This is a genomic window from Enterobacter chuandaensis, assembly GCF_039718975.1.
Classification (GTDB): Bacteria; Pseudomonadota; Gammaproteobacteria; order Enterobacterales; family Enterobacteriaceae; genus Enterobacter; species Enterobacter chuandaensis.
Genome location: NZ_CP097173.1, coordinates 3,864,278 through 3,877,051, shown reverse-complemented (window position 1 = coordinate 3,877,051; position 12,774 = coordinate 3,864,278). Strand labels below are relative to the sequence as shown.

At 56.8% G+C, this 12,774-nt stretch carries 15 protein-coding genes; 6 read left to right on the top strand and 9 right to left on the bottom strand.

Features of this window, described 5'->3' with window-relative positions:
* Positions 1-20: 20 nt before the first annotated feature.
* Positions 21-722 (bottom strand): YggS family pyridoxal phosphate-dependent enzyme, encoded by a 702-nt coding sequence (locus MX657_RS18630; protein ID WP_080330043.1) that lies wholly within the window; start codon positions 720-722, stop codon positions 21-23.
* Positions 723-739: 17 nt separating this feature from the next.
* Here MX657_RS18630 and MX657_RS18625 point away from each other — a divergent pair, with 17 nt between their 5' ends.
* Positions 740-1,720 (top strand): type IV pilus twitching motility protein PilT, encoded by a 981-nt coding sequence (locus MX657_RS18625; protein ID WP_218727435.1) that lies wholly within the window; start codon positions 740-742, stop codon positions 1,718-1,720.
* A 10-nt stretch (positions 1,721-1,730) separates the two neighbouring features.
* Here MX657_RS18625 and ruvX read toward each other — a convergent pair whose 3' ends face one another.
* The 8 genes from ruvX to metK form a co-directional block, all read right to left on the bottom strand.
* Positions 1,731-2,147 carry a Holliday junction resolvase RuvX gene (gene ruvX, locus MX657_RS18620; RefSeq protein WP_021242076.1) on the bottom strand — a complete coding sequence of 139 codons (417 nt, stop codon included), beginning with the start codon at positions 2,145-2,147 and terminating at the stop codon, positions 1,731-1,733.
* A complete protein-coding gene (locus MX657_RS18615; protein ID WP_008499752.1) occupies positions 2,147-2,707 on the bottom strand; it encodes a YqgE/AlgH family protein in 561 nt (186 codons plus the stop codon). The genes ruvX and MX657_RS18615 overlap by 1 nt, the downstream gene beginning before the upstream one ends.
* Before the next feature lie 74 nt (positions 2,708-2,781).
* Positions 2,782-3,729 carry a glutathione synthase gene (gene gshB, locus MX657_RS18610; protein WP_033146605.1) on the bottom strand — a complete coding sequence of 316 codons (948 nt, stop codon included), beginning with the start codon at positions 3,727-3,729 and terminating at the stop codon, positions 2,782-2,784.
* Positions 3,730-3,748: 19 nt separating this feature from the next.
* Complete coding sequence (gene rsmE, locus MX657_RS18605) at positions 3,749-4,480, bottom strand: 16S rRNA (uracil(1498)-N(3))-methyltransferase (protein WP_346806372.1); 732 nt, start codon at positions 4,478-4,480, stop codon at positions 3,749-3,751.
* A gap of 51 nt (positions 4,481-4,531) precedes the next feature.
* Entirely contained in the window at positions 4,532-5,239 is a 708-nt protein-coding gene (gene endA, locus MX657_RS18600; RefSeq protein WP_346806370.1) for a deoxyribonuclease I, read from the bottom strand.
* Positions 5,240-5,333: 94 nt separating this feature from the next.
* Positions 5,334-5,831, bottom strand: coding sequence for a SprT family zinc-dependent metalloprotease (locus tag MX657_RS18595; protein ID WP_346806368.1), 498 nt, complete (start codon positions 5,829-5,831; stop codon positions 5,334-5,336).
* A 58-nt stretch (positions 5,832-5,889) separates the two neighbouring features.
* Positions 5,890-7,287, bottom strand: a complete 1,398-nt coding sequence (gene galP / locus MX657_RS18590; protein WP_346806366.1) for a galactose/proton symporter — start codon at positions 7,285-7,287, stop codon at positions 5,890-5,892.
* 395 nt (positions 7,288-7,682) lie between these two features.
* Positions 7,683-8,837, bottom strand: coding sequence for a methionine adenosyltransferase (metK, locus tag MX657_RS18585; RefSeq protein WP_014885184.1), 1,155 nt, complete (start codon positions 8,835-8,837; stop codon positions 7,683-7,685).
* A 138-nt stretch (positions 8,838-8,975) separates the two neighbouring features.
* On the opposite strand from metK, the gene MX657_RS18580 reads away from it, so the two are divergent.
* The 5 genes from MX657_RS18580 to speB all read left to right on the top strand — a co-directional run bounded on the left by MX657_RS18580 (position 8,976) and on the right by speB (position 12,741).
* The gene (locus tag MX657_RS18580) at positions 8,976-9,194 is read left to right on the top strand and encodes a hypothetical protein (protein ID WP_139784218.1); all 219 of its coding nucleotides are present in this window, start codon (positions 8,976-8,978) and stop codon (positions 9,192-9,194) included.
* A gap of 68 nt (positions 9,195-9,262) precedes the next feature.
* Entirely contained in the window at positions 9,263-9,406 is a 144-nt protein-coding gene (locus MX657_RS23735) for a hypothetical protein (RefSeq protein WP_419179132.1), read from the top strand.
* A gap of 94 nt (positions 9,407-9,500) precedes the next feature.
* The gene (gene yqgB, locus MX657_RS18570; protein WP_057979949.1) at positions 9,501-9,632 is read left to right on the top strand and encodes an acid stress response protein YqgB; all 132 of its coding nucleotides are present in this window, start codon (positions 9,501-9,503) and stop codon (positions 9,630-9,632) included.
* A gap of 8 nt (positions 9,633-9,640) precedes the next feature.
* Positions 9,641-11,617, top strand: a complete 1,977-nt coding sequence (gene speA / locus MX657_RS18565; protein WP_080330050.1) for a biosynthetic arginine decarboxylase — start codon at positions 9,641-9,643, stop codon at positions 11,615-11,617.
* A 203-nt stretch (positions 11,618-11,820) separates the two neighbouring features.
* Positions 11,821-12,741: an agmatinase gene (speB, locus tag MX657_RS18560; protein ID WP_002434404.1), complete on the top strand. Its 921-nt coding sequence runs from the start codon at positions 11,821-11,823 to the stop codon at positions 12,739-12,741.
* Positions 12,742-12,774: the final 33 nt, after the last annotated feature.

The window sequence follows — 12,774 nt, the reverse complement described above, 5'->3', positions numbered from 1 at the left end:
GCGTTCCTCAGGTTTCCTTATTATTTTGAGTAGTCGCGCGCACCGAAAATGGCGGTACCGATGCGCACCATAGTGCTGCCTGCCGCGATGGCGGCTTCCATATCATCCGACATGCCCAGTGAAAGCGTGTCTACCGTTTCATAGCGCGCTTTAAGCGCCTCAAATGCTACAGCCATTTGCTGTGCCACGGCAAACTGCCTTTCATAACTTGACTCAGGCGCCGGAATGGCCATCAGCCCGCGCAGGGTTAAGCGCGGCAGGGCGGCCACCTCTGCGGCCAGCGCATCCAGTTCGCTCAACGCAATGCCGGACTTGCTGTTTTCATCGCTGATGTTGACCTGGATAAGCACGTTAAGCGCTGGCATTTCAGCCGGACGCTGGTCATTCAGACGGGAAGCAATACGCAGACGGTCGATGGTATGGCACCAGTCGAAGTGCTCTGCCACCAGACGGCTTTTGTTCGACTGCAGCGGGCCAATAAAGTGCCATTGCAGATCGGACGTCCCCTGTTCCTGGAAGTCGCGAATTTTATCCACGCCTTCCTGCACGTAGTTTTCACCAAACGCCCGCTGGCCCGCAGCAATCGCTTCTGCGATGGCGCTCGCAGGCTTAGTTTTACTGACTGCAAGCAATGTAATTTCTTCTGAAGCACGGCCGCAACGTGTTGCAGCGGCTGAGATTTTGTCCCGGACCTGTGCCAGGTTATGCGCAATGTCGTTCATTTCCCGAGGAGTAGTCTATGGATGTGGAAGAAATTGTGGCCCTTAGTGTAAAGCATAACGTCTCCGATCTACACCTGTGCAGTGATTCACCACCGCGCTGGCGCAGACTAGGCCGCCTTGAACCGGCCCCGTTTCCGCCGCCTGACGTCGGGGCGTTATTAAAGGCGTGGCTGAACGACGAGCAGCAGGGAGCCTGGTGGGCAAACGGGCAGGTCGATTTTGCCGTGACGGTCGCAGGAAACCAGCGTCTGCGCGGCAGTGCGTTTAAGCAGATGAAGGGCGTCTCCGTTACCCTGCGCCTGTTGCCGCGTTCCTGTCCGCAGCTCGCTTCGCTGGGTGTGCCGCGGGCGCTTCCCGAACTGTTATCCAGTGACAACGGGTTGATTCTGGTGACGGGGGCCACCGGCAGCGGTAAATCCACCACGCTGGCCGCGATGGTCGATTTTCTCAACCGCCAGACTGACGGCCATATCCTCACGCTCGAAGATCCGGTGGAGTTTATGTATCAGAGTGAACGTTGCCTGATTCAGCAGCGCGAGATTGGGCAACACAGCCCGTCCTTTGCCGAGGCGCTGCGCGGCGCATTACGCGAGGATCCGGACGTTATTTTGCTGGGAGAGCTGCGCGACAGCGAAACGATCCGCCTGGCGCTGACGGCGGCGGAGACCGGGCATCTGGTGCTGGCGACGCTGCACACGCGTGGGGCAGCGCAGGCAATTGAACGGCTGGTCGATACGTTCCCGGCGCAGGAGAAAGATCCGGTGCGTAACCAGCTGGCCGGCAGCCTGAGGGCGGTGCTGGCGCAAAAGCTGCTTCCCGATCTCCAGGGCGGGCGCGTCGCGCTATATGAACTGTTGGTGAACACCGCTGCTGCGGCGAATCTGATTCGTGAAGGGAAGACGTGGCAACTGCCCGGCATCATTCAAACCGGCCAGCAGGCGGGCATGCAGAACTTTGACCAGAGCCTGGCGGAGAGACGGGCGCAGGGGCGGCTGTAGGCCCCTGCGTTTAAAAGCCCTGTTCGAAATAGCTTTCGAGGATGATGACGGCTGAAGCGGAATCCACGCTGCCCTTGTTGAGCGCCCGGAACCCGCCGTGCTCGAACAGGCCCGCACGCGCTTCGACGGTGCTGAGACGCTCGTCGTGAAGCTTCACGGAGACGCCAAAGCGGCCATGGATTTTATTGGCGAACTTACGCGCCCGGGCGGTAAGCGGCTGTTCCGTGCCGTCCATGTTCAGCGGCAGCCCAACGATAACGTCATCCGGCTGCCACTCTTTGAGCAAGCGCTCAATAAGGTTCCAGTCTGGCGTGCCGTCGTTGGCCTTCAGGGCCGTGAGCGGACGCGCGGTACCGGTGATGCGCTGGCCCACGGCGACGCCGATGCTTTTGGTGCCAAAATCGAAGGCCAGCAGTGTTCCGCTCATCAGGCGTGCCCCGCTACGCCAGGCATTGTCAGGATATCGATGCCAATCAGCTTTGCCGCGTCACGCCAGCGATCGGCAATCGGGGTTTTAAACAGAATATTCATGTCCGCAGGTGCGGTAAGCCAGGCGTTATCGAGGATCTCTTGCTCAAGCTGGCCTTTCTCCCACGACGAATAGCCCAGCGCCACCAGCACTTCCGAAGGCTGCTCAGCGGTGCCCAGCGTTTCCAGCACGTCGCGCGAGGTGGTGATCACGGTGTTGTCGGAGATGCGAATACTGGAAGAGAATACCGGCGGGGTATGCAGGATAAAGCCGCGATCTTCGGCAAGAGGTCCACCCAGCATCACCGGTTTATCAAGCCGGATTTCCGGCAGGCGCGCTTCAGCCGGGATTTTCAGCTTGTCCAGAATACCTTCAACCTGCAGGTTTTCCAGCGGTTTGTTGATGATAATACCCATCGCGCCGTCTTCATTGTATTCACAAATATAAACCACGGCGCGGCGAAAAATCGGATCCTGGAGAGCAGGCATGGCAATAAGAAAGTGATGCTGTAAATTCATTGTCAGAGGTACTGTTTCCTGGTTTAAAAAGCGACAGCGCCCAGTATGGGGATAAACACAGGCGCTGTCACAGGTTATTTCTGTAAACGTTTTTCGATAGCGTCCATCAGCATTCCGGTGATCGAGATCGGGAACTCCGCCTCAATTTCGCGAATGCAGGTTGGGCTGGTGACGTTCACTTCAGTCAGGCGATCGCCGATGATATCCAGGCCAACGAAGATCAAGCCTTTGGCTTTCAGCGTTGGGCCGACGCGGCGGGCAATTTCCCAGTCGCTTTCGGTCAGCGGACGCGGTTCACCACGGCCACCGGCCGCCAGGTTACCGCGCGTTTCGCCACCCTGCGGAATACGCGCCAGGCAGTAAGGAACCGGCTCGCCATCCACGACCAGCACGCGTTTGTCGCCGTCTTTGATCGCCGGAATATAGTTCTGCGCCATGCAGTAGCGCGTGCCCAGCTCGGTCAGCGTTTCGGCGATCACGCCAATGTTCGGGTCGCCCTCTTTCACGCGGAAAATAGACGCACCGCCCATGCCGTCCAGCGGCTTCATGATGATATCGCCGTGCTTCTGCCAGAATTCTTTCAGCTGCGCTTTGCTGCGGGTCACCAGCGTTTCCGGCGTCAGGTCAGAGAACCAGGCGGTGTAGAGCTTCTCGTTACAGTCGCGCAGGCTCTGCGGCTTGTTGACGATCAGCGTCCCTTTCTCTTCTGCACGTTCAAGGATATAGGTGCTATAGATGTATTCGGTGTCGAACGGCGGGTCTTTACGCATCAGGATAACGTTGAGGTCGGCCAAGGCAATGTCCTGCTCGGTGCCGAATTCGTACCATTTGTCGTAGTTCTGCTCGACGTTAACGATGCGGGTGCGTGCGCGGGCTTCACCGTTGATCAGGTAAAGATCGTTCATCTCCATATAGTGGAGTTCATAGCCGCGACGCTGCGCTTCCAGCAGCATGGCGAAGCTGGAATCTTTCTTGATGTTAATGTTTGCGATGGGATCCATCACGATGCCGAGCTTTATCATGTTCTTCTCCGTTTATACTTCAACCCAGATCGCCAAACCGTACCTGTAGCGCGGTAATGGCCGTGAGTGCCGTTGTCTCAGTGCGCAGAACGCGAGGTCCCAACAGAATATCAGTAAACTGGTAACGCGCCGTCATGGCAATTTCGTCAGCCGACAGGCCGCCTTCCGGCCCAATCAGCAGGCGTACGCGCTCAACGGGCAGCGGCAGCGTATTGATGCTGGCGCTGGCGCGCGGATGAAGATTGAGCTTCAGCCCGCTATCCTCTTCTGCACACCAGTCCTCCAGATCCATCGCCGGGCGGATCTCCGGAATACGGTTGCGGCCGCTCTGCTCGCAGGCCGCAATGGCGATTTTCTGCCACTGCTGGATCTTTTTGTTCAGACGTTCCGCATCCAGTTTAACGCCACAGCGCTCGGAAAAAAGTGGCGTAATGAGGCTTACACCCAGCTCTATGGATTTTTGAATGGTGAACTCCATCTTTTCCCCGCGCGACATCACCTGCCCAAGGTGGATATGCAGAAGCGATTCACGGTCGTCCACTTCACCGCGCAATACATTTACATGCACGCTTTTTTTATCCGCCCGCGTGATCTCCGCGTCGAAAACCTGATTAGAGCCGTCGAACAGCTGGATGGCCTGGCCTGCGCCCATGCGCAGCACGCGGCCAACGTGGTTAGCGGCATCGTCAGACAGGGCGATTTCGCGGCCTGCGGTAATCAATTCAGGGTGATAAATGCGGGGAATGCGCATAGTCAAAAATTCCATATGTCATGCGGTGTAAGCGAATTGCCGTAGTGTAGGTTAGCTCTTTTGCGCCTGGCAAGCCCGCTGGACGTAAGGGTTGTGATTCCCCTGGACTCTGGCGATGCGTTCGTCACGCTGGCATTCCCACTCGGTTACCGGATACTGCTTGTTCCAGACATTGAACAGCTGTGTCTGCTGGCGCGAAAGGTTGAGGTCATAACGGTCACGCATATAGAAGTAGGTACGGGCGATGCTGCCGCGCGCGCGGGCAGGGGGCTCGGCGACTTTCTCTTTGAAATCCACCTTCATGCCGCACTGGCCGTACTGGCCTTCGCCACCGTTCCACTGGCTGTACATGAAATTGCCGCGGTCGCCGTTCACTTCACCAACCGCAGGCTGCAGGTTATGCATGTCGCTTTCCATCTGACGATAAACCGGGTCTTTGGCGCAGTTTTTACGTCCGCCGTCCTGCCAGCACTGGCGCTGGTGGCCAAACTGCCACGCCGGGACCACATGTTCCCACTCGATGCGGCTGGCGCGGTTCTCGTTTTTACGCACCTTATAGCCGCAGGATTCGAGGTCAACGACCCCTTTTTTGCCCTGCCAGTTGATTTTGCAGCCGCAGTAGAAATCGCCAGGTGCATCGGCGTTCACCTTCACGCCAGCGGCTTTAGCCTGAGAGAAACTGTTGATACCGTCGGCCAGAGCGTGGCCGGAGAGCGCCGTTGCCAGGAAGGCAACCGCGAGAGAAACATTACGGGACATCTTACACTCCGTGTCAAAACGAGCCCGCAACGTAACGAATGTTGTTCCCGTATGCAATCAGTCAGATCAGGAAAGTTCCTGAAAGTTCAGCTGATTATTCCGCGACCAGCGGCTCGCCGCATTTCACGCAGCGGTAGGTGGCCTCGCCGCGCATCACGCGGTTATGGCGGCGGACGGTCAACTGGTGCTGCTGGCACTGGCAGCGGTAGGGGAAGGTGTTACGGCGCACCGATTCCAGCTCAAACTGATGCGTGCGGCGGGCCGGCACCCCGAGCACTGCCTCCATCATCCACTTCCACTCTTTTCCGTGCGGCGCGACGCGGCCAAAGTGCTTCCACACCAGAAGGTGCGCCAGCTCGTGCGGCACGACCTCTTCAATAAATGCCTGCTGATTTTCCAGCATCAGTACCGGGTTCAGTCGGATCTCATACGATTCCAGCCAGGCGGTGCCCGCCGCGGTGCCGCGCTGCTGATAGACCAGCTTCGGTTCAGGATAGTTGCGGCCGAGCTTCAGATTCGCCTGGGCGAGTTTTTCCCGCAGGCTGCGCATAACGGCTTGCTGAATGGCGATGGGGAGACGGGGAGCTTTCATAGGGGCAGAGCATAAAGCGGGAAGCGGGGAGGCGCAAGGGGCGCCTCCCGCATGTGGATCAGTCGTGGGCGCCGATTTCGCGCAGCGGACGACCTTTCATCAGGTTACGTTCAATATGTTCCAGCGAAACGTGCTTGGTTTCCGGAACCAGCCAGATGGTCAGCACAATAAAGAAGATATTCAGACCGGCGTAGACCCAGAAGGTGTTCGCGTTGCCCAGGGTATTGAGCATGGTCAGGAACGTTGCGCCGACGATCATGTTGGCAATCCAGTTGGTTGCGGTAGAGCAGGTGATACCAAAATCACGCCCTTTCAGCGGCTGGATCTCAGAGCACAGTACCCAAATCAGCGGACCGGCGCTCATCGCGAACCCGACGATAAACATCAGCAGCATACCCACCGCGAAGTACTGGGCAGTTGGCGAGTGGATGCCCACATGCATCATCGTACCGAGAACGCCCATGCCCGCCGCCATCACCAGGAAGCCCAGCGTCAGGGTTGGCTTACGGCCCCAACGGTCAACCAGACCGATGGCGATAAAGGTCGCCAGTACGTTAGTCAGACCGACGATAACGGTCCCCCACATCTGTTCGGTGGTGTTGGTGTAGCCCGCCAGTTCGAAGATTTTTGGCGCGTAGTACATGATGACGTTCATCCCGGTGAACTGCTGCATCACCTGCAGCAGCACGCCGAGGAACACCGCGCGGCGGAAGTTGCTGTTCTCTTTAAACAGCGCCCAGCCGGACTGTTTTACCTTCAGGCTTTCGCGGATCTCATCCAGCTCGTTTTTTGCCTCCATGCTGGTATCACGCAGGCGGAGCAGAACGCGTTCGGCGTCATGGAAGCGGCGCTTCGCGGCAAACCAGCGCGGGCTGTCCGGCAGGAAGAAGACACCAATCAGCAGCAGAATGGCCGGGATGATGATCACGCCGAGCATCCAGCGCCATGCGCCGCTGTAGCTGAAGGCGGTATCAGACAGGTACGCGCCGAGAATACCGATGGTGATCATCAGCTGGTACATGGAAATCATGCTGCCGCGGATTTTCTCCGGTGCAATTTCAGAGAGGTAGAGCGGGGCGGTGTATGACGCCACGCCCACCGCAAGGCCCAGCAGCACGCGGGAGAGGATCAGCACTTCAACGTTAGGTGCAGCAGCAGAGAAGAGTGAACCGGCGACGAAGAGGATCGCGCCAATCATCAGGCTCTTTTTGCGTCCGAGCTTGAAGGAGAGCCAGCCGCTGCCGACGGCCCCAACGGCCGCACCGAACATCATGGAGCTGACCACCCATTCCTGGGTATGCGCGTTAATCTGGAATTCGTCTGCGATAAAGGGAAGGGCGCCGGCAATAACGCCGATATCCAGGCCAAAGAGTAATCCTGCCAGGGCGGCGAGGAAGCAGACGAAGAATGTCATCGCCTTGTTGGACGTACGCCCCTGTTTTTTATTGTCAGGCATTATGCCCTCCAGTTGGGTTATCAGTTTTATTGATGTAAAGGGTAGGTGAGCGACCCGTAAAAATATGTGAGATTAATCACAATGGTGTAATCGGTTACACTAACATGAAACCGTAAAAATTATTAAAGCTTTGAAAATATAGAGGTAAACGAGGTGATGCGCATCGCGTTTGTTTGAATTTCAGACTTAACTGAAAGGAAATGTAACAGCAGAAGAAAGGCGATCATGCAAAGAGAATATTCTGAAAGCGGGATATATCCGGCGCGGTGTAATCGGTTTCAAACATTGCCGGGTGGTGGCACCCCGTAGGTCGGGTAAGGCGCAGCCGCCGCCGCCACCCGACACAAAAAAGGCCAGCCCGAAGGCTGGCCTTTTATAAAGCAGCTGTCAGTCGATTACTTCAGACCGGCAGCTTCACGCAGCAGAGCGGCTTTGTCGGTTTTTTCCCATGGGAAATGTTCACGACCAAAGTGACCGTATGCAGCGGTTTCTTTGTAGATTGGGTGCAGCAGATCCAGCATCTGAATCAGGCCGTATGGGCGCAGGTCGAAGAACTCACGCACCAGCAGGGTCAGCTGTTCTGAAGGCACTTTCTCGGTACCGAAGGTTTCCACCATGATAGAGGTTGGCTCAGCCACGCCGATAGCGTAGGAAACCTGGATCTCACAGCGGTCGGCCAGGCCGGCAGCAACGATGTTTTTCGCCACATAACGTGCAGCGTACGCGGCAGAACGGTCAACTTTAGACGGATCTTTACCGGAGAACGCGCCGCCACCGTGACGCGCCATGCCGCCGTAGGTATCAACGATGATTTTACGACCGGTCAGGCCGCAATCGCCCATTGGGCCGCCGATAACGAAGCGTCCTGTTGGGTTGATGAAGAATTTGGTTGCAGAGCTCAGCCATTCGGTCGGCAGAACCGGCTTGATGATCTCTTCCATCACTGCTTCCTGCAGGGATTTCTGATCGATCTCTTCGGAGTGCTGGGTAGACAGCACCACTGCATCAATGCCGACGATTTTGCCGTCGTCGTACTGGAAGGTCACCTGGCTTTTCGCATCCGGGCGCAGCCACGGCAGGGTGCCATTTTTACGCACTTCAGCCTGACGCTGCACCAGACGGTGTGCGTAGGTAACCGGGGCTGGCATCAGCACGTCGGTTTCATTGGTTGCATAGCCGAACATCAGGCCCTGGTCGCCCGCGCCCTGTTCCAGCGGATCGGCACGGTCAACGCCCTGGTTAATGTCAGGAGACTGTTTGCCAATCGCGCTCAGTACCGCGCAGGAGTTGGCATCAAAGCCCATATCAGAATGCACATAGCCGATCTCACGCACCGTGTTACGGGTGATCTCTTCGATATCAACCCATGCGCTGGTGGTGATCTCACCGCCAACCAGAACCATGCCGGTTTTGACATAGGTTTCACACGCTACGCGTGCTTTAGGATCCTGCGCCAGGATCGCATCCAGCACCGCATCGGAGATTTGGTCAGCAATTTTATCAGGATGTCCTTCTGATACGGACTCGGACGTAAACAGGTGTTTTGCCATGTTTTATTTCACCTAAGAGGAATTTGGTTAGCTCAAGCTGCTGTGTGGAATAGCCAAAGGAGATAATTCTACCAAGGCCTGCAGGTTTTTGACACTGGCAGTATGAGTGTTAATCAGTATAGATGGATTAACATCTGGATGGCTATTTTAGGTCACTTCTTCGCCCGATTTCCAGTTTTTTTTGATTCATCTCTCACTGCGTTGAAATGGCTGCTGGAAATTTTTCCTGACGCTGCTGGCAACACGCGCATTTTTGTTTTGCTTTTTAGCCCCCTTCTCGGTATAAAACGCGGCGCGCGGCTCATACAAAAAAAGCGCTCGATGAACTCATCGTGTCGCCACTTCCAGCCGGGTTAAGCAGTGAACTGTTAGCTTTGGCTTGAGGTCCGTTTCAGCAGAGGCGGCCGTGGAGGTGATACGAGATAATGAACCATCGTTTTCCGCTAATTCAGCGCAGCCGTTCTGGCACGCATTTGATTCCCGCAACCCGCATTTCTAGTCTGCAAACCTGCCGATGTTATACCCATCTCGGCGCTTCTCAGGATTCAAGGGCCGGTTACGCTCTGTGAAAACTGAACAAGGGCGCTCTTGTTAATACAAGAGTTTTCTCGTGGTTTCGCCGAACCTTGTCATACAGAGTTCGGATACGTGTTTTACAATGATATGAATAAGAAACCGGTCGCACGGTCTGGATTTCAGCATACTCTGCTGGGAAACGGAGCCGTTAATGGGTTGTTATCGCCGTATAACGCTGCGATAGTAGTCAACTGTTTTACACTTAATACAAAGAGTTGAGGTTCGCTATGTCTGACGACATGTCTTCTTTTTCGCCTTCGTCAGCGGGCGAACAGGGTGTACTACGTTCTATGCAGGAGGTTGCGATGAGCTCCCAGGAAGCCAGCAAGATGCTGCGCACTTACAATATTGCCTGGTGGGGCAATAACTACTACGACGTCAACGAGCTGGGCCACATCAGCGTCTGCCCGGATCCGGACGTCCCTGAAGCGCGCGTGGATCTCGCTAAGCTGGTGAAAGCCCGTGAAGCACAGGGCCAGCGTCTGCCTGCACTGTTCTGCTTCCCGCAGATCCTGCAACATCGCTTGCGTTCCATTAACGCCGCGTTCAAGCGCGCGCGTGAATCGTATGGTTATAACGGCGACTATTTCCTGGTTTATCCGATCAAGGTGAACCAGCACCGCCGCGTGATTGAATCCCTGATCCACTCCGGCGAACCGCTGGGTCTGGAAGCGGGCTCGAAAGCGGAGCTGATGGCGGTCCTGGCCCATGCGGGCATGACCCGCTCGGTGATCGTCTGTAACGGCTATAAAGATCGCGAATACATTCGTCTGGCGCTGATTGGCGAGAAGATGGGTCACAAGGTCTATCTGGTTATCGAGAAGATGACCGAAATCGCGATCGTGCTGGAAGAGGCCGAGCGTCTGAACGTTATCCCGCGCCTTGGCGTGCGTGCGCGTCTGGCATCGCAGGGTTCCGGGAAATGGCAGTCCTCCGGCGGTGAAAAATCCAAGTTCGGCCTCGCGGCGAACCAGGTGCTGCAATTGGTGGAAATTCTGCGCGAACGCGGTCGTCTGGACAGCATTCAGCTGTTGCACTTCCACCTCGGCTCGCAGATGGCGAATATTCGCGACATCGCCACCGGCGTGCGCGAATCGGCGCGTTTCTATGTTGAGCTGCACAAGCTTGGCGTGAACATCCAGTGCTTTGACGTGGGCGGCGGCCTGGGCGTGGACTACGAAGGGACCCGCTCGCAGTCCGACTGCTCGGTGAACTACGGCCTGAACGAATATGCCAACAACATCATCTGGGCGATTGGCGATGCCTGTGAAGAGCACGGCCTGCCGCACCCGACGGTGATCACCGAATCCGGCCGCGCGGTAACCGCGCACCATACGGTGCTGGTCTCTAACATCATCGGCGTCGAGCGTAGCGAAATTACCGAAGCGACGCCTCCGGCAGACGATGCCCCACGTTCCCTGCAAAGCATGTGGGAAACCTGGCAGGAGATGCACGAGCCGGGTACGCGCCGTTCCCTGCGCGAATGGCTGCACGACAGTCAGATGGATCTGCACGATATTCACGTTGGCTACTCTTCAGGCACCTTTAGCCTGCAGGAGCGCGCGTGGGCGGAGCAGCTCTATCTGAACATGTGCCATGAAGTGCAGAAACAGCTCGACCCGAGCAACCGCGCGCACCGTCCGATTATCGACGAGCTGCAGGAGCGTATGGCGGATAAGATCTACGTCAACTTCTCGCTGTTCCAGTCGATGCCGGACGCCTGGGGTATCGACCAGCTGTTCCCTGTTCTGCCGCTGGAAGGGCTGAACCACGCGCCGGAACGCCGTGCGGTGCTGCTGGACATCACCTGTGACTCCGACGGCGCTATCGACCACTACGTTGACGGGGACGGTATCGCCACCACCATGCCAATGCCGGAATACGACCCGGAGAACCCGCCGATGCTGGGCTTCTTTATGGTGGGGGCGTATCAGGAGATCCTCGGCAACATGCACAACCTGTTCGGCGATACCGAAGCGGTTGACGTGTTCGTGTTCCCTGACGGCAGTGTGGAAGTGGAGCTGTCAGATGAAGGGGACACCGTGGCGGACATGCTGGAATACGTGCAGTTGGATCCGAAAAAACTGCTCACCCAGTTCCGCGACCAGGTGAAAAACACCGGTCTGGACGATGCGCTGCAGCAGCAGTTCCTCGAAGAGTTTGAAGCGGGTCTGTACGGATATACCTATCTGGAAGACGAGTAGGCATTCTTCCCTCTCCCATTGGGGAGAGGGTGAGGGGCAAAGACAGCGTAATGCCCTATACTCACTTGAACCCGTATGCCTTACCGGCGATAATTCGTCTCAATAAGCGCTTTACGAATCGATCCCTTCCTCGTCGGGCTTAACGACGCGGAAGGGATTTTTTTTACAGTTTTCAACCCATCGACTTTCAATGAGGTCAGGACATGAGCACTTTAGGTCATCAGTACGATAACTCTCTGGTATCTAACGCGTTTGGTTTTTTACGCCTTCCGATGAACTTCCAGCCGTACGACAGCGACGCGGACTGGGTAATCACCGGCGTACCGTTCGATATGGCGACCTCTGGCCGCGCGGGCGGTCGTCACGGTCCGGCCGCGATCCGTCAGGTTTCCACCAACCTGGCCTGGGAGCACAACCGCTTCCCGTGGAACTTCGACATGCGCGAGCGTCTGAATGTGGTGGACTGCGGTGACCTGGTGTACGCCTTCGGCGACGCGCGCGAGATGAGTGAAAAGCTGCAGGCCCACGCGGAGAAGCTGCTGGCGGCCGGCAAGCGCATGCTCTCCTTCGGCGGTGACCACTTCGTGACCCTGCCGCTGCTGCGCGCTCACGCCAAACACTTCGGTAAAATGGCGCTGGTACACTTTGATGCGCATACCGACACCTACGCGAACGGCTGCGAGTTCGACCATGGCACCATGTTCTACACCGCGCCGAACGAAGGTCTGATCGACCCGAACCACTCCGTGCAGATCGGTATTCGCACCGAGTTCGACAAAGACAACGGCTTCACCGTGCTGGACGCATGCCAGGTCAACGATCGTGGCGTGGACGACATCATCGCGCAGGTTAAGCAGATCGTCGGTGATATGCCTGTCTATCTGACCTTTGATATCGACTGCCTGGATCCGGCTTTTGCGCCGGGTACCGGTACGCCAGTGATCGGCGGCCTGACGTCCGATCGCGCCATCAAGCTGGTGCGCGGTCTGAAGGATCTGAACATCGTGGGTATGGACGTGGTGGAAGTGGCGCCGGCCTATGACCAGTCTGAGATCACTGCGCTGGCCGCAGCGACCCTGGCGCTGGAAATGCTCTACATTCAGGCTGCCAAAAAAGGCGAGTAAGCCTCGCCTGGTGTGAAAAAACCTCTCACTTGA